The sequence below is a fragment of the Ramlibacter algicola genome (genome assembly GCF_016641735.1).
Lineage (GTDB): Bacteria > Pseudomonadota > Gammaproteobacteria > Burkholderiales > Burkholderiaceae_C > Ramlibacter > Ramlibacter algicola.
Map to the genome: position 1 here is coordinate 1,003,638 of NZ_JAEDAO010000001.1, position 22,096 is coordinate 1,025,733.

22 protein-coding genes are annotated in these 22,096 nt (G+C 69.9%); 19 read left to right on the forward strand and 3 right to left on the reverse strand.

Annotation, left to right across the window (positions count from 1 at the left end):
- Positions 1 to 7 precede the first annotated feature (7 nt).
- Both I8E28_RS04960 and I8E28_RS04965 read right to left on the reverse strand, forming a co-directional pair.
- Entirely contained in the window at positions 8 to 1,654 is a 1,647-nt protein-coding gene (locus I8E28_RS04960; protein WP_200786885.1) for a hypothetical protein, read from the reverse strand.
- Positions 1,651 to 2,346 (reverse strand): WbqC family protein, encoded by a 696-nt coding sequence (locus I8E28_RS04965; protein ID WP_200786887.1) that lies wholly within the window; start codon positions 2,344 to 2,346, stop codon positions 1,651 to 1,653. Before I8E28_RS04965 ends, I8E28_RS04960 begins: the two co-directional genes overlap by 4 nt.
- A gap of 134 nt (positions 2,347 to 2,480) precedes the next feature.
- Between I8E28_RS04965 and I8E28_RS04970 the strand changes: the two genes are divergently transcribed.
- The 16 genes from I8E28_RS04970 to I8E28_RS05045 all read left to right on the forward strand — a co-directional run bounded on the left by I8E28_RS04970 (position 2,481) and on the right by I8E28_RS05045 (position 17,073).
- Positions 2,481 to 3,416 (forward strand): glycosyltransferase family 2 protein, encoded by a 936-nt coding sequence (locus tag I8E28_RS04970; protein ID WP_200786889.1) that lies wholly within the window; start codon positions 2,481 to 2,483, stop codon positions 3,414 to 3,416.
- Positions 3,391 to 4,086 carry a class I SAM-dependent methyltransferase gene (locus I8E28_RS04975; protein ID WP_200786891.1) on the forward strand — a complete coding sequence of 232 codons (696 nt, stop codon included), beginning with the start codon at positions 3,391 to 3,393 and terminating at the stop codon, positions 4,084 to 4,086. The genes I8E28_RS04970 and I8E28_RS04975 overlap by 26 nt, the downstream gene beginning before the upstream one ends.
- Positions 4,083 to 5,057 (forward strand): class I SAM-dependent methyltransferase, encoded by a 975-nt coding sequence (locus tag I8E28_RS04980; RefSeq protein WP_200786893.1) that lies wholly within the window; start codon positions 4,083 to 4,085, stop codon positions 5,055 to 5,057. The genes I8E28_RS04975 and I8E28_RS04980 overlap by 4 nt, the downstream gene beginning before the upstream one ends.
- The gene (locus tag I8E28_RS04985) at positions 5,054 to 6,007 is read left to right on the forward strand and encodes a glycoside hydrolase family protein (RefSeq protein WP_200786895.1); all 954 of its coding nucleotides are present in this window, start codon (positions 5,054 to 5,056) and stop codon (positions 6,005 to 6,007) included. The genes I8E28_RS04980 and I8E28_RS04985 overlap by 4 nt, the downstream gene beginning before the upstream one ends.
- The gene (locus I8E28_RS04990; protein ID WP_200786897.1) at positions 6,004 to 6,669 is read left to right on the forward strand and encodes an acetyltransferase; all 666 of its coding nucleotides are present in this window, start codon (positions 6,004 to 6,006) and stop codon (positions 6,667 to 6,669) included. The genes I8E28_RS04985 and I8E28_RS04990 overlap by 4 nt, the downstream gene beginning before the upstream one ends.
- Before the next feature lies 1 nt (position 6,670).
- Entirely contained in the window at positions 6,671 to 6,910 is a 240-nt protein-coding gene (locus I8E28_RS04995) for an acyl carrier protein (protein ID WP_200786899.1), read from the forward strand.
- Positions 6,900 to 7,640 (forward strand): SDR family NAD(P)-dependent oxidoreductase, encoded by a 741-nt coding sequence (locus I8E28_RS05000; protein WP_200786901.1) that lies wholly within the window; start codon positions 6,900 to 6,902, stop codon positions 7,638 to 7,640. Before I8E28_RS04995 ends, I8E28_RS05000 begins: the two co-directional genes overlap by 11 nt.
- Entirely contained in the window at positions 7,621 to 8,400 is a 780-nt protein-coding gene (locus tag I8E28_RS05005; RefSeq protein WP_200786903.1) for a GNAT family N-acetyltransferase, read from the forward strand. The genes I8E28_RS05000 and I8E28_RS05005 overlap by 20 nt, the downstream gene beginning before the upstream one ends.
- On the forward strand, positions 8,400 to 9,956 hold the full coding sequence (locus I8E28_RS05010; RefSeq protein WP_200786905.1) for an amino acid adenylation domain-containing protein: 1,557 nt from the start codon (positions 8,400 to 8,402) through the stop codon (positions 9,954 to 9,956). Before I8E28_RS05005 ends, I8E28_RS05010 begins: the two co-directional genes overlap by 1 nt.
- 1 nt (position 9,957) lies before the next feature.
- A complete protein-coding gene (locus I8E28_RS05015; protein WP_200786907.1) occupies positions 9,958 to 10,404 on the forward strand; it encodes a GtrA family protein in 447 nt (148 codons plus the stop codon).
- Positions 10,401 to 11,549, forward strand: a complete 1,149-nt coding sequence (rffA, locus tag I8E28_RS05020) for a dTDP-4-amino-4,6-dideoxygalactose transaminase (RefSeq protein WP_200786909.1) — start codon at positions 10,401 to 10,403, stop codon at positions 11,547 to 11,549. The genes I8E28_RS05015 and rffA overlap by 4 nt, the downstream gene beginning before the upstream one ends.
- Positions 11,550 to 11,640: 91 nt before the next feature.
- The gene (locus tag I8E28_RS05025) at positions 11,641 to 12,486 is read left to right on the forward strand and encodes a GumC domain-containing protein (RefSeq protein WP_200786911.1); all 846 of its coding nucleotides are present in this window, start codon (positions 11,641 to 11,643) and stop codon (positions 12,484 to 12,486) included.
- Entirely contained in the window at positions 12,486 to 13,412 is a 927-nt protein-coding gene (locus tag I8E28_RS05030) for a glycosyltransferase (protein ID WP_200786913.1), read from the forward strand. Before I8E28_RS05025 ends, I8E28_RS05030 begins: the two co-directional genes overlap by 1 nt.
- A 6-nt stretch (positions 13,413 to 13,418) precedes the next feature.
- Positions 13,419 to 14,774 carry a hypothetical protein gene (locus I8E28_RS05035; RefSeq protein ID WP_200786914.1) on the forward strand — a complete coding sequence of 452 codons (1,356 nt, stop codon included), beginning with the start codon at positions 13,419 to 13,421 and terminating at the stop codon, positions 14,772 to 14,774.
- A gap of 39 nt (positions 14,775 to 14,813) precedes the next feature.
- Positions 14,814 to 16,172 (forward strand): oligosaccharide flippase family protein, encoded by a 1,359-nt coding sequence (locus I8E28_RS05040; protein ID WP_200786915.1) that lies wholly within the window; start codon positions 14,814 to 14,816, stop codon positions 16,170 to 16,172.
- Between the two features lie 85 nt (positions 16,173 to 16,257).
- Positions 16,258 to 17,073, forward strand: a complete 816-nt coding sequence (locus I8E28_RS05045) for a 2OG-Fe(II) oxygenase (RefSeq protein WP_200786916.1) — start codon at positions 16,258 to 16,260, stop codon at positions 17,071 to 17,073.
- Positions 17,074 to 17,112: 39 nt separating this feature from the next.
- Here the strand turns inward: I8E28_RS05045 and I8E28_RS05050 are convergent, their stop codons facing one another.
- Positions 17,113 to 18,819, reverse strand: coding sequence for a hypothetical protein (locus I8E28_RS05050; RefSeq protein ID WP_200786917.1), 1,707 nt, complete (start codon positions 18,817 to 18,819; stop codon positions 17,113 to 17,115).
- 52 nt (positions 18,820 to 18,871) lie between these two features.
- Between I8E28_RS05050 and I8E28_RS20895 the strand changes: the two genes are divergently transcribed.
- From I8E28_RS20895 to I8E28_RS05065, 3 genes are read left to right on the forward strand one after another with little or no spacing between them, the layout of a single operon-like run.
- Entirely contained in the window at positions 18,872 to 19,957 is a 1,086-nt protein-coding gene (locus tag I8E28_RS20895; RefSeq protein ID WP_200786918.1) for a glycosyltransferase, read from the forward strand.
- Positions 19,954 to 21,171: a glycosyltransferase family 4 protein gene (locus tag I8E28_RS05060; protein WP_200786919.1), complete on the forward strand. Its 1,218-nt coding sequence runs from the start codon at positions 19,954 to 19,956 to the stop codon at positions 21,169 to 21,171. Before I8E28_RS20895 ends, I8E28_RS05060 begins: the two co-directional genes overlap by 4 nt.
- A 50-nt stretch (positions 21,172 to 21,221) precedes the next feature.
- Positions 21,222 to 22,082 (forward strand): dTDP-4-dehydrorhamnose reductase family protein, encoded by an 861-nt coding sequence (locus I8E28_RS05065; RefSeq protein WP_200786920.1) that lies wholly within the window; start codon positions 21,222 to 21,224, stop codon positions 22,080 to 22,082.
- The last annotated feature ends 14 nt before the right edge of the window (positions 22,083 to 22,096 follow it).

The window sequence follows — 22,096 nt, forward strand, 5'->3', positions numbered from 1 at the left end:
AGCGGGTTCAGGCGCGACACCACACGCGCCGCAACCGCCCGAACGAATACGTGCGCACCGACTGCGTCTCGAGCCGCCTGTGGTGGTGCTCCACGCAATAGATGGCCAGTCGGTCGATGTCGCGGTCGCGCGCCAGCAGCAGCACCCCTTCATCGCCCTTGAGCAGTGACAGCATGTCGCGCCCGCGGGCGGCCTCGGCCACGGAGACACCGAAGGGGGCGTAGGTGAAGGTGCCCAGCCCGTACAGGCGTGGGCCGTCCTGCCCCTGGCGCACGAGGGGCGCGTAGGCCTCCTCGAAGGGGAAGGCGTCGCCCCACACCACCACGGTCTCGCGGGGGAAGTCGGCGAGTTCCTGCCGCGCCTCGATCGCCAGCGGCGCCATGCGCGCCCACTGCTCGTGGACGTCGTGCGCATGGAAGGCGGCGATCACGGCAAGGCCTGCCCCGGCCATCCACCGCCGGAACCGACCGGCCCAGGGAGCCCGGGTGGCGACGGCCTGTCGCATGAAAGGCGCGAAGGCGAGGGCGCCCAGCAATGGCACGTAGATGCGCAGCACTCCTGGCCGGCCGGCATAGCCGATCGCGGCCAGTCCCAGCAGGCACAACGCCCATGCCGCCGCGAGACGCCAGCTGGGGAACAGCAACGCCGACAACAACGCCGCGTACAGCAGCCAGGCCAGGTCGGGATGGCCCAGGGTCGCCACGGCCTGCCAGGCGTTGCCCAGGTCCTCCTTCAGGTGCGGTACCTCGCCCAGCTCACGCACCACCTCCCGCAACCGGTTGGGCTCCACCAGCACCGGGTCGGCGAAGAACCAGCCCCTGATGAGGTCGACGTCGTTGAGGGACAGGCCGTGGCGGGCCAGGATCTCGGGGCGCGCCTTTAGCAACTCGGAGCGGCCGTAGTCGGTGAACGCGGCGCGGGCGGGGTTGAGGTCGTTGAAGCGCTCCCAGGCGGGCTGCCGGTACGACGCGGCGTCCCAGGCGGTGACCCCGGCCAACGCCGCCAGCAAGAGTGCGCCCGCGACGCGCGCCCGCCCGTCACGCACGAGCGTGCGCGACGGCAGGATCGGGACCAGCGCCGCGAGCACCAGCAGGCACTCCTCGCGACGCACGATGAAACTGCCGAACACCAGGGCGGCCCCGAACGCCAGCAGGGCAGGGGATCGCGTGCGCGGGTACCACGCGAGGCATGCACAGCCGGCCACGACCAGCAGCCCGGCCCCGACGGTGAACTGCGGAAACAGCGTCGCGCGCACCAGGAACAGGCCCGCCACCCCGATCACGCCCCTGAGCCCGAGCCCCGCCGCCCACGCGGCCCACAGCAGCACGCCCCCGGCGAGACCCACGGTCGCGAAGGTCGCGAGGGTGTAGCCGGGCAGCCCGCCCGGCATGCCCAGCGCCGACACGAGCGTGCCCCAGGCAATGTTGGAGAACACCAGTTGCGCCGAAGGATGGTCGGCACCGCCGAAGCCGTGCGCGACCATCGCCATGGCGACGTCGTCGTTCGTGTCCCAGCGCGGCGGGAACACCGACCACAGCAGCGCCACGAACAACAGCGAGGACAGCAGGAAGGCTGCCGCCTGTTGCGGCGTCGTGCGTGGCGTGACGATAGACGCCTGCGCGCTCCCGCTGCCCGCCAGCGTGCCACCCGTCATCGGGCGTGCTTCAGGAAGCGCGATGCGTCCGGGCCGCAGTTCAGGAGCAGGTCCACCACGCTCACCGCATGGACGAAGTCGCCCCACAGCTGCGGATACTCGGCATACCCGCTGTAGTCGAACCATTCCACGGTCATGCCCCGCGCGTGGAACACGGATTCGTCCAGGTAGCTGCGGGCGGCGGGGCCGGAGACGTACACGGAGGCGCCGGCCTGCTGCGCAATCGAGGCGAGCCGCTCGGACTTGTCGCCCTCGAGGCGGTACTGCGAGCTGTCCGTCAACCGGGTGGACAGGTCCAGCCGCGCGGCGATGGCGCGCAACAGGCGCTCATTGAGCTGCGACAGCATCGGCGGCAGGTCCGCATAGAGGCCTTCCAGCCAGGGCATCACGTCGCCGAAGTGCGGCGCCCGCCGGTAGTTCAGGGCGATGGCCTTCAGGTGGTCCGCCGCCCAGGGCGTCCCGAGGTCGATCCCGGTGTCGCGGATCGCCTGCGTGTACTTGCCCTTCACCTTCACCGGCACGGTCAGCCATTGCAGGCCCTGCGGCGTCTTGATCTGGTTGCGGTTGCGCCAGTCGCGCCGCGTGTACTGCACGTCGTCGTAGAGCACGAACTCGTCGACCGACGCCATCAGGTCGAAGTACCCCTTCCAGGGCAGGTAGTTGGACTGCACGATGGCGACGCGGCGACTCATGGCGCGGCGGATTGTCACACGGCGTGACCGCGGAGCCGCATGGGTGCTGGGGCGCCCAAGGTACAGTTCAGGGCTCGCCGGGCCGGCCGGCATGGGAGGGGCACTGGCCCGCCGCGGCCGGGACGCACACAACCATGCAGCTATCGATCGTCGCGACCCTGTACAAGTCGGCGCCGCACCTGGCGGAGTTCCATCGCCGCGCCGGCGAGGCCGCCCGCGCCCTGGTGGGCGACGACTACGAGATCGTGTTGGTCAACGACGGCTCGCCGGACGACAGCATCGACGTCGCGGTCCGGCTGGCCGAGTCCGACGCGCACGTGGTGGTGGTCGACCTGTCCCGCAACTTCGGCCACCACAAGGCGATGATGACGGGGCTGGAGCATGCGCGCGGCGACCGCATCTTCCTGATCGACAGCGACCTCGAGGAGGAGCCCGAGTGGCTCGCCGCGTTCTCGCGCGTGATGCAGGAGCAGGGCAGCGACGTCGTGTACGGCCGCCAGCAGGAGCGCAAGGGCCAGTGGTTCGAGCGCTGGAGCGGCGAGGTCTACTACTCGGTCTTCAACTGGCTCACCAACATCGAGCACCCGCGCAACATCGTCACCGCGCGGCTGATGACCCGCCGCTACGTGCAGGCGCTGCTGCAGCACCGCGAGCGCGAGGTGGTGATCTCCTGCCTGTGGGTGATCACCGGCTTCCGGCAGTCCGAGATCCAGGTGCGCAAGCTGACGGGCAGCGACACCACCTACAACCTGGGCCGCAAGCTCGAGCACGCGGTCAACGCGATCACGTCCTTCAGCGAGGTGCCGCTGCGCATCATCTTCTACGTCGGCATGGTGATCTTCACCATCAGCCTCGCCTATGCGGGCAAGCTGGTGGTGAACCGGCTGGTGTTCTCGGAGGTGGTGGATGGCTGGACATCGGTGATGGTGTCGATCTGGATCCTCGGCGGGCTGACCATCTCCTTCGTCGGCATCATCGGCATCTACCTGTCCAAGATCTTCTCCGAGACCAAGCAGCGGCCCTACACCATCGTGCGCGCAATCCATGGCCAATCCAGAACGTCCCATTGACTCCAGCTACGAGCAGTTCTACGCGGCCCGGCAGGGCGCCAAGGTGTATCCCACGGAATTCGTGGTCCGCACCTTCCTGGCGTCGTATCCCGGGCTGACGTTCGACCGGCCCCGCGTGGGCGACCGCGTGCTGGACGTCGCGTTCGGCGACGGGCGCAACACGACCTTCCTGTGCGACCAGGGCTTCGACGTCGCCGGCATCGAGATCACCCAGGGCATCGTCGACCAGACCAGCGCGCGGCTGCAGCGCCTGGGCCAGCGCGCCGACCTGCGCGTGGGCCGCAACAGCAGCATCCCTTGGGACGACGGCCACTTCGACTGCATCCTGGCCTGCCACTGCTGCTACTACTGCGACGAGGGCGAATCGTTCGCCGACAACATGGCCGAGTACGCGCGGGTGCTGCGCCCGGGCGGCGTGCTCATCGCCTCGGTGGCCAACGCGGCTTCCTACATCTTCCGCGAGGCGCAGCGCCTGGACGACGGCTCGTTCCGCGTCGCCGGCGACCCGTACAACAACCGCAACGGCTACCGCCTGCAGGCGTTCTCCAGCAGCGGGCAGGTCCAGCAGGCGCTCGCGCCGTGGTTCCACCGCTTCTCCTTCGGCGCCGCCGACAACGACTACTACGGCATCACGGAACGCGTGTTCTGGGTCGCCTGCCACAAGCAATGAGCCAAGCCGCGCCCGTCTACCGCTGCCCCCATCCCGGGTGCGACCACGCTCCGCTGGCGCCGTCCGCGGCCGGCCTGGCCTGCCCGCAAGGCCACGAGTTCCCCTTCGCGCCCGGCACGCAGGTGCCTGTGTTCGCCAAGGAGCCGCCCGGGGCGAACGAGTACGCGGCCCAGAACGCGGCCGAGGTCCACGACAACGCGCTGCGTTGGGTCTTCAACACCTTCCGCAGCGACGAAGCGACGCTGCGCGAGAACCTGGTGCGGCGGCTGGCGTTGCGTCCGGGACTGCGGGTCCTCGTCACCGGCGCCGGTGCCGGCAACGACCTGCCGTACCTCGCGCGCGCCTTGCAGGGCCGCGGCGACATCCACGCCCAGGATTTCGCGCAGGAGATGCTGCTGGCGGGCGAGCAGCGCCACCGCGCACTGCAGACGGCCGACCTGCGCCTCACGTTCTCCGTCAGCGATGCCACCAACCTGCCGTTCGCCGACGGCTGGTTCGATGCCGCGTACCACTTCGGGGGCATCAACCTGTTCCCGGACATCGCCCGCGGCATGGCCGAAATGGCGCGCGTGGTGCGGCCCGGCGGCCGCGTCGTCATCGGCGACGAAGGCGTCGCGCCGTGGCTGCGGGACACGGACTACGGACGCATGCTGGTGCGCAACAACGCCCTGTACGCCTGCGAGGTGCCGCTGCGCCACCTGCCCGCGGTGGCGACCGGCGTCGAGCTGACCTGGGAGCTGGGCCAGTGCTTCTGGGTGATCGCTTTCGACGTTGCCGAGGCGCCTCCCGCCATCGACATCGACGTGCCGCACGTGGGCACGCGTGGCGGGAGCATCCGCACCCGCTACTTCGGCCAGCTCGAGGGCATCGATCCGGCCCTGCGCGACAAGCTGTACCAGGAGGCCGCGCGCCGCGGGCTCAGCCGGGTCGAATTCCTGGAGTCGCTGCTGCGCGGCGGGCTGGAGCCGTGACTTCGCTGAAGGCGTTCGTCGACGCGGGGCGGCCGTTCCCGTGGGCCAAGCGCGGCCGGCTGTTCACGCCGTCGGGCGACTGGACGCACGGCTCGCATCCGTGTGCGGTGCACGTGGAGGGTGACACCTTCGTGGTCGCCTTCACCCGCCGCGATGCAAAGCGCCACTCGCACGTGTTCCTCCAGCGCGCCCTTGTGCGTGATGGAACGATGACGCTGCAGGGCGAGCCGAAGCTGGCGCTGTCGCCGGGGGCCCCCGGCTATTTCGACTGCGACGGCGTCATCAGCGTCTGCCTGGTCCCGCACGGCGGCCGCGTGTACCTGTACTACGTCGGCTGGCAGAACCTGCCCGACACCTTCTGGATCTGCGACACCGGCCGCGCCGTGCTGGATCCGCGTGCGCTCACGCTCACGCGCGAGTTCGCCGGCCCGGTGCTGGGGCGCGACAAGGACAACCCGCTGTTCGCCGCCGCCACCGCCTTCCACGTCGAGGGCGACCGCTGGCGCACCTGGTACAACTCCGGCCTGCGCTGGGAGAAGACGGCCACCGGCTGGAAGCACTATTACGGCATCCACCTGGCCGAGTCGCGTGACGGCGTGCAGTGGGTCTCGCAGCCGGGCATGGTGCTGCCCTTCGCCGACGACTACGAGTACGCCTTCGGCCGGCCCACGGTGTTCGAGCAGGACGGCGTGCTGCACATGTGGTTCGCGCACCGCGCCACCGCCACCGTCGACGCCTACCGCATCGGCTACGCGTGGTCGGTCGATGGTCGCCAGTGGCACCGCCACGACCACCTCGCCGGCATCGACGTTGCCGCCGACGGCTGGGACAGCGAGATGGTGTGCTACCCGTACGTGTTCACGCACGGCGGGCGGATGTACATGCTGTACAACGGCAACAACTATGGCCAGGCCGGGTTCGGCCTGGCCGTGCTGGAGGAGGCCCCATGACTCCGCTGATCCTGGCCGGCAACGCGGTCACCGCCGAAGTCCTGCTCACGTACCTGCGCCGCGACAGCCGCTACTCGGTCATCGCCACGACCGTGGACGATGCCTACGCCGCTGGCGGCAGCGTGCGCGACGTGCCCTGCGTCCCGCTGTCGCAACTGCAGGCCGCGCATGCACCGGGCAGCTGCCGCATCCTGATGGCGATGGGCTACGACGACCTGAATCGCACGCGGGCCTCCATGTTCGAGCGCCTGCGCGGTCAGGGCTACACCCTCGAGACCTACGTGCACCCGGACGCGCGCGTCTTCGGAGAGGTGGGCGAAGGCAGCATCGTGCTGCCCGGGGCGATCGTCGAGCCGCTGGCCACGGTCGGCCGCGACACGATGGTGTGGTCCAACGTCACGCTCGCGCACCACTCCACGGTCGGCGACCACTGCTGGGTGGCGGCGGGCACGGTGGTGTCGGGGCAGGCGGTCGTGGAGCACCACACCTTCGTCGGCGTCGGCGCGACCATCGTCAACAAGATCAAGGTGGCGGACCACAACATCATCGGCGCCGGCGCACTCATCACGCGCGACACCAAGCCGGACACCGTGCATCTCGCGCGCTCGGCCGAGCCGGTGCGGTTCAGCGCCAACGACTACGTCAAGCATTTTGGAAACTAAGATGGACAAGCGTCTCGCCGGCATCCTCGCCGAGGTCTTCGACATGCGACCGGCCGACATCCACATCGGGCTGGAGCGCGCCGACGTCGGGACCTGGGACTCGCTCAAGCAGATGGACCTGGTGCTGACGGTCGAGCGGGAGTACGACATTGCCCTGGACATGCCGGACATCATCCGCATGCTGACCGTGCGCGGCATCGTCGACGTGCTCCGCGACAAGGGGGTCGCCCTTGAAGCTTGAGGGCGCCATCGCGGTCGTCACCGGCGCCGCGCAAGGCCTGGGCCTGGCCATCGCCACGCACCTGGCGCAGGCCGGGGCGACGGTGGTCGCGGCCGACCGCGATGAGGCGGCGCTCGCGCGGCTGCCGGCTCCGCTGCAGCCGTGCCGGCTCGACGTCACCGACGCCGCGCAAGTGAAGGCGGCGGCCGAGGCCATCGCGCAGCAGCACGGCCGCATCGACATCCTGGTGAACAACGCCGGTGTGATCATGAGCGAGCCGTTCGTGAACATGATGAATCCGGCGTCGCTGATGCACGACCTCGGGCGCTTCGAGGACTGCATCCGCGTCAACATGACGTCGGTGTTCATCGTCACCTCGGCGGTCGTCGAGCAGATGGTGCGGCGTCGCACCCGTGGCGCGGTCGTCAACATCAGCTCGATCAGCGCCACCGGCAACGAGGGGCAGGTGGCGTACTCGGCCGCCAAGGCGGGCGTCAACGCGATGACGTCGGCGCTGGCCAAGGAACTGGGCCGCTGGAGCATCCGCTGCAATGCAGTTGCGCCCGGGTTCATCGGCACCGACTCCACGCGGCGTGCGCTGAGCGAGGCCACGCTGAAGCACATCCAGGCCAACACGCCCCTGCGCCGGCTGGGCGAGCCCGTCGACGTGGCCCGCGCGGTGGCCTCGGCGATCGAGAACGACTTCATGAACGGCGCCGTGCTGCAGGTCGATGGCGGGCTCACCCTCTGACGCCGGCGCGGCGCAGGCGCTCTCCGCGCGCTACCGCTCCGATGCTTCCTTCTTTCCCCTCGTGGCCGCCGTGCTGTCCGGCACCCAGGACGGCGTGGTGCTGCCCGACCCGCAGCAGCCAGGCCGGTGCGCCTACGTGGAGCATGCGTTCGGCTTCGCGCAGGTGATCGGCACCCCGTCGACCGGTTTCGGCGCCGTGCTTCAGCGGCGGCTGCTCGAGCAACGCGACTTCGCGCCGGCCAAGGTGCGCCTGTACACCCCCTGGGTGCCGCCATTCCTCGCCGGCGCCGCGGGGGAGCCGCTGCGCTCCGAACGGCAACGCTACGTGCTGCCCGCCGCCGTCGCGCCTGTTCCCGATGGCGAAGGCTTCGAGGCCGTGCCGGTGACCGCCGCCACGCTCGATGCGATGGACGCCGCATTCGGCGTGCTCGGCCGCTTCTGGCGCACGGCCGACGACTTCCTGCGCGGCGCCCTGGCCGTCCTGGTGTCGCGCGACGGCGTCCCCGCTGCGCTTTGCTACGCCGCCGCGGTCGCCGGCGGCCGCGCCGAGATCGACGTGGTCACCGTTCCCGATGCGCGCCGCCAGGGCGCGGGCCGGCACGCCGCCGCAGCCTTCGTCCGGCATGCGCGCAGCCGTGGCGTCGAGCCGCTGTGGGATTGCTTCACCAACAATGCAGGGTCGGTGGCGCTGGCGCGGGCGCTGGGCTTCCAGCCCGCCGGCAATCCGTACGTCTTCTTCACGATCCCGCGCGCAAGCTGATGCAGGCCTACCACTACAACCTGGGCACCGCCTTCGAGGAAGTCGCCGCGATGCACCGCGACCGTCCCGCGCTGCGCTACGACGGCGCAACCGTCACCTTCGGCGAGCTGTTCTCGCAGTCCGAGCGCCTGGCGCAACTGCTGCTGCAGCGCGGCTGCCGCGCCGGCGACGCCATCGCCATCGGGCACACCAAGCGCCCGCTGTCGTACGCCCTCATGCTCGCCGCGCTGCGCCTCGGGCTGCCGTACGTGAACCTCGACGTCGGCTCGCCGGTGCCGCGCCTGGCCGGCATCCTGGGCATCGCGCGTCCGGCCGTCCTGTTCCATGACGATCCCGCCGATGCGCCGGCGATGCGCGAGCTCGCGGCTGCGCACGGTTGCGACGCGGTGCTGCTGGACGAAGCCATCCTGCCGGCGGTCGACGAGCAGGCGCGGGCGGTCCAGCGCGAACGCATGCGCGCTGTCGACGGCGCCACGATCGCGTACGTCATGTTCACGTCCGGCTCCACCGGCGTTCCCAAGGGCGTGGCGGTGACGCACCAGAACGTGCTGCACTTCATCCCGTGGGGGCGCGAGTGTTTCGCGGTCACGCCGGACGACAACTTCGCGAACCTGAGCCCGATGTACTTCGACAACTCGGTGTTCGACTTCTACGTCGCGCTGTTCGCGGGCGCGTCGCTCAGCCCGGTGCCGCGCGACCTGCTCGCCAAGCCGTACGACCTCGTCGCGCATGTGGACCGCATGGCGTGCACGGTGTGGTTCTGCGTGCCTTCGCTGCTGATCTACCTCACCGCGATGAAGGCGTTGCGGCCCGGCGTGCTCGGCACGGTGCGCGCCTTCTCCTTCGGCGGCGAGGGCTACCCGAAGGTGGAGTTGCGCAAGCTGCACGCCCTCTACGGTGCGCAGGCGCGGCTCGTGAACGTGTACGGCCCGACCGAGTGCACCTGCATCTGCAGCGCCTACGAGGTCACCGAGCGCGACCTCGCCGACGCGGGCGGGCTGCCCCCGCTGGGTCGGCTGAACGCCAACTTCGATTACCGCATCGAGGACGACGCCGGCCGCGAGGCGCTGGAAGGCGAGCTGTGCCTGATCGGGCCCAACGTGGCTTCCGGCTACTACAACGAGCCCGAGCGCACGGCCGCGGCGTTCAGCACGCTGCAGGAGCCGCGCCGCTGGGGCAAGCGCATGTACCGCACCGGCGACCTGGTGCGCGAGGACGCGCAGGGGTTGCTGCACTTCACCGGCCGCAAGGACAACCAGGTCAAGCACATGGGCTACCGCATCGAGCTCGAGGAGATCGAGCATGCGCTGGCCAAGCTGCAGCCCGTCGGGCGAGCGGCGGTGGTCTACCAGCGTGCGCGGAATGCCGCCTACGGCAAGCTGGTCGGCTTCGTCGCGGCGCCCGCGGGCACCGACGACAAGGCGCTGCTCAAGCAGCTGGCGGGCCTGGTGCCCGACTACATGGTGCCCAGCCGGCTCGTCGTGATGGACAGCCTGCCCACCAACCCGAACGGCAAGATCGACCGCCAGCAGTTGCGCGCGTCGCTGGGGGGCTGACGTGCGCCTGGCCGAACGCCATCCCCGGCTGTGGCAGCTCGCGCGCTTCGGCGTGGTCGGCGTCGCCACCAACCTGCTGGGCTATGGCATCTACCTGGTCGTGGCGCTGTGGGTCGAGCCCAAGCTCGCCGTCACGCTGCTGTACCCGATCGGCATCGTCATGGGCTACACGGGGCACGCGCGCTATGCCTTCAACTACGCGGGCGGCCATGGGCGGGGCCTGGCCCGCTACCTGGTGGCGCATGCGTTCGGCTATGGGTTGAACCTGGCCTTGCTGTACGTGTTCGTCGACCGGCTGGGCATGCCCCACCAGCTGGTGCAGTTCGTGGCCATCTTCGTGGTCGGCGCGTTCCTGTTCGTGCTGTACCGTCTCTGGGTGTTCCGCGGCGCGCCCGACCCACGCACGGCGGCCGCCCTTCGCAATGTCCGCCACGGGAGCGCCGAGTGAGCCAAGACCCCATCCAGTTCAACCGGCCGTACATGACCGGCAAGGAGCTGGAGTACATCATCCAGGCCAAGGCCGGGCACATGCTCGCCGGCGACGGCCCCTTCACCAAGCATTGCCACCGCTGGATCGAGCAGCAAAGCGGCTGCGCCAAGGCACTGCTGACGCATTCGTGCACCGCGGCGCTCGAGATGGCGGCGCTGCTGCTGGACGTGCAGCCGGGCGACGAGGTGATCCTGCCTTCGTACACCTTCGTGTCGACCGCCAACGCGTTCGTACTGCGCGGCGCGGTGCCGGTGTTCGTCGACATCCGCGAGGACACGCTGAACCTCGACGAGCGCCTGGTCGAGGCGGCGATCACCCCCCGCACGCGCGCCATCGTGCCGGTGCACTACGCCGGCGTCGCGTGCGAGATGGACACGCTGCTGGACATCGCGCGCCGCCATGGCCTGCGCGTGGTCGAGGACGCAGCGCAGGGCGTGATGGCGCGCTACAAGGGCCGGGCGCTGGGCGCCATCGGCGACCTGGGCGCGTACAGCTTCCACGAGACCAAGAACGTGATCAGCGGCGAGGGCGGCGCGCTGCTGGTGAACGACCCCGCGCTGGCCCAGCGCGCCGAGATCATCCGCGAGAAGGGCACCGACCGCAGCCGCTTCTTCCGCGGCGAGGTCGACAAGTACACCTGGCAGGAAGTGGGCTCGTCGTTCCTGCCCGGCGAGCTGATCGCGGCATTCCTCTGGGCGCAGCTGGAGCAGGCGAGGGCGATCACGGACGAACGCCTTCGCATCTGGCAGCGGTACCACGACTGGCTCGCGCCGCTGGAGCGCCAGGGCCTGCTGCGGCGCCCCGTCGTGCCGCCGCACTGCGAGCACAACGCGCACATGTATTACGTGCTGCTGGCCGCAGGCGTGGACCGCCAGGCGGTGCTCGCGTCCTTGAAGCGCGCCGGCATCAACTCCGTCTTCCATTACGTGCCGTTGCATTCCTCGCCCGGCGGCGTCCGTTACGGTCGCGTGCATGGTTCGATGGAGGTGACCGACCGCCAGTCCGAACGCCTCGTGCGCCTGCCGCTCTGGCTTGGCCTCGACGAAGGCCTGCAGCAGCGGGTGGTGGAGTCCGTCACGAACCTGCTTCGCGCCGGCGCCTGAAGCGCCGAGGCGCGCGGCGCGTGCCGTGTATGCTTCTGCCCCGCGCGACAAGGGGTCCCCGCCAGCCCTGCGCGTCCACCTCCAGCCGCAGATGCAAACAGACAACCACTCCTCGCCCGAACGCCATGTGGGCCTGATCGACTACGGGCTCGCGCTGCTCGACCACTGGAAGGTGCTGGTGCTGGTCCCGATCGTCGTCGGCGCGATCGCGTTCGGCATCCTGAACGCCGCCGCGAAGAAATTCACCAGCGTGGCGATCGTCTCGATCTCCGTGAACGACCAGAAGGACAGTTCCATCACCCCAGCCCAGGCAGCGGCGATGATGAAGGCGCCTTCCGTGCTCGAAGCGGTCCTGGCCAGCAATCTGGTCAGCGGTGACACCGAGACCGCCGCGCGCCAGGTGAGCGCTGCCGTCAGCAAGGAAGGACTCGTGCGGCTGGAAGCGGATGGCCCGACGCCCGAGGCAGCGCAGAAGCTCGCGAACGTCGTCCTCGCCGCCTGGTTCAAGACGACGCTGCCCGGCGAGCGTGAGGCGATGGAACTGCAGGCCCGCGCCGCGGCGACCAAGGCCAACCTCGCGAACGTGAACGGCGCGACGGAGGCGCTGGCGCGCCGCTTCGCCGATCCCGAGCGGGCTCCCGCGGACGTGCGGCTGCGCCTGGCCGACCTCGCCGAGACCGCCGACAAGCTGTTCTCCACCTTGCAGGCCGTGCAGCGCCGCATGCTCGGCTTGCCGCCCGATGTCGTGCGGCAGCCGCCGACGTTGCCGGACCTGCCGTCCGGGCCGCGGCCGGTGTCCACCGCGATCAAGGCGGCGCTGGGAGCATTCGCCGTGCTCGCCCTGGTGGTGGTCATGCGGCGCCGCCTCGAAGCCGCACGCAGCGACCCGGTCGTCGACGCCAAGTTGCGGCGGTACTTCGGGGGACCCGCCCGGTGATGGCGGACGCTCCGGTGCTGACGATGGTCACGCCGGCCTACAACCAGGGCCGCTACCTGGCCGAGACGATCGACAGCGTGCTCGCGCAGGACGTGCCGCTCGAGTACCAGGTCATCGACGACGGCTCGAAGGACGAGACCCCCGACGTGATGGCCCGCTATGCCGGCCGCATCCAGGGCGAGCGGCAGGCCAACATGGGCCAGGTGCGCACCCTCAACAAGGGCTGGGGCCGCGCCAACGGCAAGTACCTGGCCTACCTCAGTTCCGACGACGTGCTGTACCCCGGCGCGCTGCGCAAGCTGGTGGACCGCCTCGAGGCCGACCCCTCGCTGGCCTGCGTCTTCCCCGACTGCGACCTGATCGATGATCGATCGAAGGTGATCAAGCGCAACGTGTGCCGTCCCTTCGACCTCGCGCAGCTGGTGGTGGAGCAGGAGTGCTACATCGGGCCGGGCGCGGTGTTCCGGCGTGACGCGTTCGAGGCCGTCGGCGGCTGGCGCCCGGAACTGCGGCTGGCGCCGGATCGCGAGTTCTGGATGCGCCTGGCCACCCGCGGGCGCATCGAGTTCGTGCCCGAGACGCTGGCCGGCTACCGCTTCCACCCGCAGTCGCTGTCGTACAAGGAAGTGTCCGAGGAGCAGTCGCGCGAATACCTCCTCGTGCTCGACGGCTACTTCGCGCGCCCGGACGTGCCACCGGCCATCCGCGCGCGCGAGGACGAGGCCTACGGCCACGCGCACCTCCTGCTCGCGCGCAACCGTTTCCGTTCCGGCGACTGGCGCCGCGGCCGCCAGCTCTATGCCGAGGCGGTGCAGCTGCATCCGCCGCTCGCCGCGACGCGCTACAAGCTGCGCCTGCTGCGCAACGTCGCCAGCAAGCCGGCGCGCGCGGCGGCCGCGAAGCTGCGATCGGTCTTCCGCGGCTGAGGGCGCATGGGCTCGAACGCGCTGTCGCGAGGTCTCTGGCTGGCGCCGCTGGCGTTCTTCCAGCTGTACCTGCTCGGCTCCGTCGTCCTGTTCTTCTGGGGGCCCTGGCCCTGGCAACCCGCCCATCCCGATGCCCTCGCGGCCTACCTGCTGCTTGCGCAGGCCGCCATGGCGGCGGGCTACTTCTGGTCCTGGGACCGCGTGCAGGGCGTGGAACCCGTGCGCGCCTCGCCTGACGCGCCGCAAGGGTTCCTGCGCGCCGCCGCGTTCGTCACCCTGCTGCTGGTCGTCCCGACATCGCTCTCGCGCACGGGGCTGCCGATCCCCGATGTCATCGCTGGCATCACCAACGCCGGGGAGGTCTACAACCAGAACTTCGAACGGCTCGCGGGCGGCAATCCGTACGTGGCCGTCGAATACGTGCGTATCCTGCTGGCGCCCTTGCTCGTCGGGCTGCTGCCCCTGACCATCGTCTACTGGGGGACGCTGTCAACGGCCTTGCGCATTGCCTGCCTGGCGGGCTGCGCGTTCCACCTCGCGATGTACATCGCCACCGGGACCAACAAGGGCATCGCCGACTTCGCCGTGACGGCGCCGTGGCTGGTGTGGCTGGGCATCCGCACCGGCACGCTGAAGGCGATCGTGTCGCGCCGTACGGTGCTGCTGGCCATCGGTCTCGTCTTTGCGCTGTTCCTGGCCTTCTTCGGCGCCGGCCAGGCGCAGCGCGAAGGCGGCGTCGGGGAATTGGGCGTCTTCAACACGGGCTCGGAGCTGATCTACGCGCGCCGCGACGAGGGCCTGTCGCTCCATCTCGGCGAAGCGCAGCGGATCATCTGGGAATCGCTGACGCGTTACCTCGGCCAGGGCTACTACGCGACGTCGCTCACGATGGACATCGATCACGAGAGCACGCTGGGCGCAGGGCACTCGATGTTCCTGGCGCGCAATGCCGACGCGCTGTTCAACACGGACTTCTTCACCCAGCGATCGCTGCCTGGACTGCTGGAGGAGGTGCATGGCTGGCCGATGCAGGGTCTGTGGCATTCGATCTATCCCTGGCTCGCCTCGGACGTCGGATTCGGCGGAACACTGCTCGTGCTGGCCGCATTTGGCTGGCTGCTAGGCCTGGCGTGGGGGCGTGCTCTGCAGGGTGCGGGGCCCGCGTGGGTCGTGCTGGCGTGGCTGATGCTGGTCCTGTTCTATTACGTGCCGGCCAACAACCAGGTGTTCCAGACCGCGGAGACCTGCGCAGCGTTCTTCATCCTCGCCATCTCGGTGCTGCTGACAACGCGCGAACGTGTCGGCCGCCCCGGGCAGGCTCCCCTGGCCGACGCGCAAGGGCCACCGCACCCTGCGTGCTAGAGTCGCCCGGCTCTCGCCGACAGCGCCTTCCCTCCACCCGTGTTCCGCAACATCAGCAGCAACGTCTTCGGGACGGTGCTGCCCTCGCTGGCCGCTCTGGTCGCCGTCCCGCTGCTGATCGACAAGCTTGGGGTGGCGGGGTTCGGCACGTTCTCGCTGCAGGTGGCGGCGCTGTTCTTCTTCGGGCTCGCCGACCTCGGCATCGCGCGCGCGATCGTGCTGCTGTCCTTCGAGCCCGAGTTCGCGAAGCGTGGCGCCTGGCGGCGGCCCTACAAGGTCGGCGTCCGCTACAGCGCATGGATCGCGCTGGGCATTGCTCTCGTCGGCATTCCCGTGGCAGGGGTCCTCGCCGAGTGGCCCCCCGCCGCCCAGGCTTCGCCGGCCGACCTTGCATGGTCGACGTTGCTGGTGTTCTTCTCGGCGGGACTGACGCTGCTGATGCAGGCCCCGCGCGCGGTGCTGGAGTCGCAGGAGCGGTTCCTGCAGGTCAACGTCATCCGCGGCCCCGCGGCGGCGGCCATCTTCCTGGGTCCATTGCTGGCCCTGCAGGTGCACAACAGCCTGACGGCTGCCGCGGTCAGCCTCCTTCTCACCCGCGCGATCGCGCTGCTGCTGTTCCTCGTGATGTGCGGCCACTTCACGGACGCCGACCTGCGTGCGCCGATGGGCCGCGAGGAACGCGCGCGGCTGGGCCCGCTGTTCGTGCGCACGGCCGGCTGGATCGGGGCCACCAACCTGCTCTCCATGTTGCTCGCCTATCTCGACCGGTTCGTGCTCGGCGCGCTCGGTTCCGCCACGATGGTCGGTCAGTACGCTGTTGCACAGGAGGTGGTGACCAAGGCCTGGATCTCCGCTGGCGCGGTGATCTCCGCCGCCACGCCGCGGCTGGCCAGTGCTGCCGCGGATGCGCCCGAGACCGCGCGGCGCGTAGTGCGCCAGATTGCGATCTGGATGCTTGCAGGTGGCGTGCTGCCGTCGCTGATCCTCATCGCCTTCGGCGAGCCCCTGCTGCGCCTTTGGCTGCGCGGTTCGTTCGACCCCGCGTTCGTGCTGCCGATGCAGGTGATGGCGGTCGGCCTCGGCGTGAACACCTTGTCACAGGTGAATTTCACCCTGTTGCAGGTCAGCGGCGGCGTCCGCGAAGGTGCCTACTTGCAGGCGATCAACCTGGTGACCCTGAGCGCCGGCCTGTTGTTGGCGGTGCCGGCGTTCGGCACCCTGGGGGCAGCGGGCGTGTTTTCCGTCCGACTGTTGCTGGATGCTGCCGTCGTGCGCTGGCTCTTGCGGCGCCGACTGGCGGACCGGCGCCAAGGCATTGGCGTGCCGGCAATGCTGGCGCTGGCTGTGGCCTCGTGCCTGCTCCTGTGGGCGGTGCGCGACATGGGCCTGTCGTCCTGAACGCTGCGGCCAAGGGCTACGGGTGGTGGGGCGGGGGACTTCCGGCCGCCCTTAAACTGTCGGGTTGATGGAGACCGGAATTCGCATGAAGCAGCTGGAAGACCTTTTGCCGCTGGAGAAAATGGACTCGCTGGCGTTGCGCGCGACCGAGTACCAGCACGCCAAGCCGTTCCCCCACATCGTGTTCGACGACTTCCTGGCGCCGGAGATCATCGCCGAACTCGTTCGCGATTTCCCCGGCCCCGAGGACCATGCGTGGCTGCGCTACCGCGCGCCCGCCGAGAAGGACAAGCTGCAGTCCACCTCGGAACTGCAGATGCCGCCCACCGTGCGCGGAATCATCAACGCGTTCAACTCCTCGACGTTCGTCAAGTTCCTGGAGAAGCTCACGGGCATCGAAGGCATCGTGCCGGACCCGCACCTGTTTGGCGGCGGCATGCACCAGACGCTGCCCGGCGGGCACCTCAAGGTGCACATCGACTACAACTTCCACGCCAAGTGGAAGCTTGACCGCCGGTTGAACGTGCTGCTTTACCTCAACGAGGACTGGCAGGAAGAGTGGAACGGCCACCTCGAGTTGTGGGAGGGGGACCGCGAGAACCTGCGCGAGCGCACTCACCGCATCCTGCCGCTCGCCAACCGCCTCGTGATCTTCAACACCGACGAGCGCTCGTGGCACGGCGTGCCCGAACCGCTGCTGTGCCCGCCCGGCCGCACGCGCAAATCCATCGCGCTGTACTACTACTCCAACGGCCGCCCGGAGGAAGAGCGCGGCGACGTCCACAACACGGTGTTCCTGGCGCGCCCTGGCGAGAAGATCAGCACGCCGATACGTGCTCACCTGCGCGAGTGGGTGCCCCCAGCATTGCTCAAGCTGGCGCGTCGCGGCAAGCCGGACTGAGAGCCGGGGCGGGGGCGTACCCACCGCGGCGCCCTTTCATCAATCCTTGCGGCGCAGCAGGGTCCCCAGTTCGACCTTCGCAGTCGGTTCGAAGCCACGGCGCGCGAGGATCTCGAGCAGCGGGTCGCCGGACCGCGCGGTCTTCGGCGTGATGAACGCGATGGTCGGGGCCATTCGCCGGTCCCAGTAGCCGACCGTCAACGACCGATCCACGCCGGGGCCCGCAGGTGGGAGCCACACCGAGTTCGTGGCGGCCGGCAGCCCGAACAGCAGGTAGCCGCCCGGAAGTGCATCGAACACCACGGGCCGGTCATCGCTTCGCACTTGCGGCAGCACCTTCACCCGGAATTCCTCCAGCGCGCGTGCCCGCTCGGGCGTGGTGAAGAGGCCCTTGTAGGGACCCCATGTCACGCGCTGCGTGAGGGCCTGGCGCTGCGCCGGATCGCCGTAGTAGTCCTTCGCATCGCCGGTCAGCAGGACCGCACCGAGCAGCGCCGGCGCAGCGAGCGCGCCGACCCGCGACACGACGTCGAAGGCCACGCCATGCGCGGCGCTGCGGCGCCACGCCATCTGCAGGAACAGCAGCGTGCACAACGCTGCGGGAAAAGCCCCGATCGATGCATTGGTGGCGCCGTTGCTGCTGGACCAGCCGGTGATCAACGCGCAGGTGATCGACGGCCACCAGATGCCGCGCATCAGCGCACGCACGGTCTCCCGGTCGCCGGCGGCCGGCGCCAGCAGCGGCGCGATCACGGCCACGGCCGTCACGATGTACAGCGTCGAGGTGCCGTTGGCCCCTTCGATCATCTGCCAGAGCACGGCGCAGACGAGGACCAGTGCGGCGCCGAGCAGGCGTGCGTCGAGCCGCGCGAAACACGCGGCAATGAATGCGCTCGCGACCAGGGCACCCAGCTGTGGCGTGAGTCGGACGAAGTCGGCAGCGACGCGCACCAGCTTGCCGGCACCGCCGCCTTGTGCCTGGAATGCGGACATGTACGCGGCGACTTCCCGCACGCTCTCCATCCCGACGGCAACGACCAGGAGCGACACCGCCGCAATGACGGCGAGGCCACCGGCGAGCAGTCGCAACAGCGGCCGGCGGAGGGTCCAGGGGGGACGCGGCACGAAGCTGATGGCCACGAAGGCCACTGCGCCCACCGCGAGCGTCGGGTAGACCGCGGACGCCAGGGCGAGCAGCACGCCGATCGTGAACCAGCGGCCCGTGGCGGGCGCCTGCCGGGCGCGAGCCGCGAGGAACAAGGCCATCGTCAGGAACCCGCACGCCAGCGTGTTGTAGCTCAGGCCGTGGATGGTGAAGGGCGAGAACGTGAGGGCCACCGCCGCGACCGCCAGCGCCGATGCGGGCCCGACCCAGTGGCGGGCAGCGAACCACACCACCCCACCGACGGCTGCCGTGAATGCCAGGTGCGAATGCCGCATCACCAGCATCAGCCCCTCGGTGGATCCATGCCACCACAAGGAAGCCTGGACGACGGGCAAGCCGAAGAAGCCGGCGAGCAGCCCCAGGCTGTTTTCGTCGCGAAAGGGCACCGCCCCCATCGCGAGGCGGAAGGGCAGCGCCGTGTAGAAGGCTTCGTCGGTGAAGTCCACGCCGTAGCGCAACCTGTCCAGCACGAGCACCACCGTCGCAAGCGCGAGCGCCACGGCCGCCACGAGCGACGCCCGCTCCAGGGCGCGGCCGGTGCGTGGAGACGTTGCGGGAGGGGATGGGAGCGGGCGCTGCATGGGCCGCGCGATTATCCCGATGCGCCGGCTCGATAGAATCGCGCCCCGTCACGTGACCCCCAACGATCCCTCACCGGTCCGCCCCGCGACAAGCGGGCCGACCCTCCTGCTCAGCGCCTTCGGCATCCACATCGGCGGCGGGCTCGTGTTGCTGCGCGCGCTGCTGCGCGCGGGCCGCGGGGCCTGGAAGCAGGCGGCCGTCGATGCCCGGCTCGATCCGGTGGTGACCGAAGGCATTCCCCACGTAGCCGTCCGCCGCAGCCTGCTCGGGCGCGTGCGCGCCGTGCACTCGCTGGCGCGCGGCGCATCGGCGGGAGATGTCCTCTTCTGCTTCAACGGCCTGCCGCCGCTGCGCGCGCCAGCCAGGGGCGTGCGTGTCGTGTGCTTCGTCCAGGCACCGCATTTCGTGGGCGCGCACCGCGGCATCCGCTATGCACCGCTGACGCGATTGCGTATCGCGATCGAGCGCTTCTGGTTCGCGCGCGGCGTGCGCCATTGCGATGCATTGTGGGTGCAGACCCCCGCGATGGAAGCCGCCCTTCGCCGCCGATTCCCCGCCGCCCGCATCGAGGTCGTCCCCTTCGTCGACGACGAGCTGTTCGAGGCCCTGGCGCGGACGCCGCTCTCGGCGAATCCGCCGTACACCGGCGGCGTGGCGACCTTTTTCTATCCCGCCGAACTGGTCGGCCACAAGAACCACGCCACGCTGGTCCAGGCCTGGTCCCTGCTGCAGGACCGCGGCTGCACGGCGCGTCTGCAGCTCACGCTGCGTCCCGAGGAAGAGGAGCTGCTCGCCCGCGAGTGCCCGCAGCTGCGCTCGTTGGCGGCCGTCACCAACCTCGGGCGCCTGACCCGCGCGCAGGTGCTCGACACGATGCGCGGCAGCAGCGCCTTGTTGTTCGCGTCGCGCGCGGAAACCTTCGGCCTGCCGCTGCTGGAAGCCACCGCCCACCAGGTCCCCGTCCTGGCCGCCGAACGCGATTTCGTGCGCGACGTGTGCGCGCCGGCCCAGACGTTCGATCCGGAGTCGGCGCGCTCCATCGCCGATGCCGTGCAGCGCTTCCTCCAGCAAGGTCAGGCCGGCGGCATCCAGGTCGAGTCGGCCGCCAGCGTGGTGCGGAGGCTGCTGGCCGCATGAGGGTGCTGATCCTCAGCCAGCATTTCTGGCCCGAGTCGTTCCGCATCAACCAGGTCGCTTCCGACCTGGTCGACGCAGGATGCCAAGTGACGGTCCTCACCGGGCAGCCGAACTACCCCGAGGGCAGCATCTACCCAGGCTACCGCGCAGGGGAAGTCCGGCGCGAACAGCGCGACCGGATCACGATCCATCGGGTTCCCCTGGTGCCGCGTGCGCGTGGCGGCGCCGTGCGCCTGGCAGCCAACTACTTGTCGTTCCTGCTGTCCGCCTGCGTTCTCGGCCCCTGGGTCCTGCGCGGGCAGCGCTTCGACGTCGTCTTCGTCTACGGCACGTCCCCCATCCTGCAGGCGATCGCCGGCGTCGTGCTCAAGGTGCTCAAGCGCGCACCCCTGGTCGTCTGGGTCCAGGACCTGTGGCCGGAAAGCCTGCGGGTCACGGGCTTCGTGCGCAATCGCCGCGCGCTCGCGGCCGTGGCACTGGTCGTGCGGTGGATCTACCGGCGCTCCGACCTGCTGCTCGTGCAGTCGCATGCATTCGAGGCGCCGGTGCGGGCGATGGCTGGCCGCACGCCCGTGGAATACCACCCCAACCCCGGCGAACCGGATGGCGCACCGCGTGCGGACGTGCCCGAGGTGCCGCTGGAGTCGGGCGCTTTCAACGTCGTCTTCGCGGGCAACCTGGGCACGGTGCAGGCGCTGCCCACGATCCTGGACGCGGCCGAGCGCCTGCAGTCACTGCGCGACCTGCGCATCGTCCTCGTGGGCTCCGGCAGCCGCTCCGCATGGCTGCAGGAGGAGGTGGCGCGACGCGGATTGTCGAACGTCCACCTGCCGGGCAAGTTCCCCACGGAGGCCATGCCCTCGTTGATGCAGCGCGCCTCGGCCCTGCTGGTGACCCTGGCGCGCGAGCCGATCCTCGCGCAGACAGTGCCCAGCAAGGTGCAGACCTACCTGGCCGCCGGCCGCCCGATCGTCGCGTGCCTCGACGGCGAAGGCGCCGCGATCGTGCGCGACAGCGGGGCCGGATTCGTTTGCGACGCCGAAGATGCGGCGGCATTGGCGGCAGCCATCCAACGCCTGCATGCAGCCTCCGACGCGGAACGGGCCGAACTCGGTGCATCCGGCCGCCGTTACTACCTGAATCATTTCGACCCCCGGCACCTCGCCGAAAGGCTGGCCCGCCGCATGGATCAGCTGAAAGCGGGTCGGCGATAATCGCTGGTGGGTCGCCCGTGCACCAGCGCGGCGACGGGGAGTCTCAAACCATGAACGTTCTCGTGCTGGGTTCCACCGGCATGCTCGGCAATGCCGTCCTTCGCGTGCTGCACGCCGACCCGCGCTACCAGGTGTTCGGGTCGGCGCGGTCGCTCGCCGGCGCCGCCCGCCGCCTGCCGGCGGAGCTGCAACCGCGGCTCGTCCCGGGCATCGACGTCGACAACCCGGACCAGCTGGCCGCGGTCGTCGCCAAGGTGCGCCCGCAGGCCGTCATCAACTGCATCGGGCTGGTCAAGCAGCTGGCCGAAGCCGACGACCCGCTGGCCGCCATTCCCGTCAACGCCATGCTGCCGCATCGCCTGGCGCGGCTGTGCGACGTGGCGGGGGCGCGTCTCGTCCACGTGAGCACGGACTGCGTGTTCACCGGCCGCCAGGGCGGCTATGTCGAATCGGACCCGCCTGACGCGCAGGACCTGTACGGCCGCTCCAAGTTGCTGGGCGAAGTCGACTACCCGAACGCCATCACGCTGCGCACGTCGATCATCGGCCACGAGCTGGGCGACAGCTCGCACGGGCTGGTGGGCTGGTTCCTGGCGCAGCAAGGAACGGTGAAGGGGTTCACCAAGGCGGTGTTCTCCGGCCTGCCGACGGTCGAACTGGCCACCGTGATCCGCGACCACGTGCTGCCGAACAAGGACCTGCGCGGCCTGTGGCACGTCTCGGCGGCACCGATCGACAAGTACACGCTGCTCCAGCTGGTGGGCAAGGCCTATGGCCGCGACACGACGATCGTGCCCGACGACAAGCTGGTGATCGACCGCTCCCTGGATTCCTCGCGTTTTCGCCGCGCCACCGGCTGGCAGCCTGCCGCCTGGCCGGAGCTCGTGCAGCGCATGGCGGACTTCCGCTGAACCACGTTGGCTGA

What these genes read in the sequence shown, in the direction of transcription:
- I8E28_RS04960 (WP_200786885.1), bottom strand. Translation starts at nt 1,654, where the DNA reads ATGACGGGTGGCACGCTGGCGGGCAGCGGGAGCGCGCAGGCGTCTATC.
- I8E28_RS04965 (WP_200786887.1), bottom strand. Translation starts at nt 2,346, where the DNA reads ATGAGTCGCCGCGTCGCCATCGTGCAGTCCAACTACCTGCCCTGGAAG.
- I8E28_RS04970 (WP_200786889.1), top strand. Translation starts at nt 2,481, where the DNA reads ATGCAGCTATCGATCGTCGCGACCCTGTACAAGTCGGCGCCGCACCTG.
- I8E28_RS04975 (WP_200786891.1), top strand. Translation starts at nt 3,391, where the DNA reads ATGGCCAATCCAGAACGTCCCATTGACTCCAGCTACGAGCAGTTCTAC.
- I8E28_RS04980 (WP_200786893.1), top strand. Translation starts at nt 4,083, where the DNA reads ATGAGCCAAGCCGCGCCCGTCTACCGCTGCCCCCATCCCGGGTGCGAC.
- I8E28_RS04990 (WP_200786897.1), top strand. Translation starts at nt 6,004, where the DNA reads ATGACTCCGCTGATCCTGGCCGGCAACGCGGTCACCGCCGAAGTCCTG.
- I8E28_RS04995 (WP_200786899.1), top strand. Translation starts at nt 6,671, where the DNA reads ATGGACAAGCGTCTCGCCGGCATCCTCGCCGAGGTCTTCGACATGCGA.
- I8E28_RS05005 (WP_200786903.1), top strand. Translation starts at nt 7,621, where the DNA reads ATGGCGGGCTCACCCTCTGACGCCGGCGCGGCGCAGGCGCTCTCCGCG.
- I8E28_RS05010 (WP_200786905.1), top strand. Translation starts at nt 8,400, where the DNA reads ATGCAGGCCTACCACTACAACCTGGGCACCGCCTTCGAGGAAGTCGCC.
- I8E28_RS05025 (WP_200786911.1), top strand. Translation starts at nt 11,641, where the DNA reads ATGCAAACAGACAACCACTCCTCGCCCGAACGCCATGTGGGCCTGATC.
- I8E28_RS05030 (WP_200786913.1), top strand. Translation starts at nt 12,486, where the DNA reads ATGGCGGACGCTCCGGTGCTGACGATGGTCACGCCGGCCTACAACCAG.
- I8E28_RS05035 (WP_200786914.1), top strand. Translation starts at nt 13,419, where the DNA reads ATGGGCTCGAACGCGCTGTCGCGAGGTCTCTGGCTGGCGCCGCTGGCG.
- I8E28_RS05045 (WP_200786916.1), top strand. Translation starts at nt 16,258, where the DNA reads ATGAAGCAGCTGGAAGACCTTTTGCCGCTGGAGAAAATGGACTCGCTG.
- I8E28_RS05050 (WP_200786917.1), bottom strand. Translation starts at nt 18,819, where the DNA reads ATGCAGCGCCCGCTCCCATCCCCTCCCGCAACGTCTCCACGCACCGGC.
- I8E28_RS05060 (WP_200786919.1), top strand. Translation starts at nt 19,954, where the DNA reads ATGAGGGTGCTGATCCTCAGCCAGCATTTCTGGCCCGAGTCGTTCCGC.
- I8E28_RS05065 (WP_200786920.1), top strand. Translation starts at nt 21,222, where the DNA reads ATGAACGTTCTCGTGCTGGGTTCCACCGGCATGCTCGGCAATGCCGTC.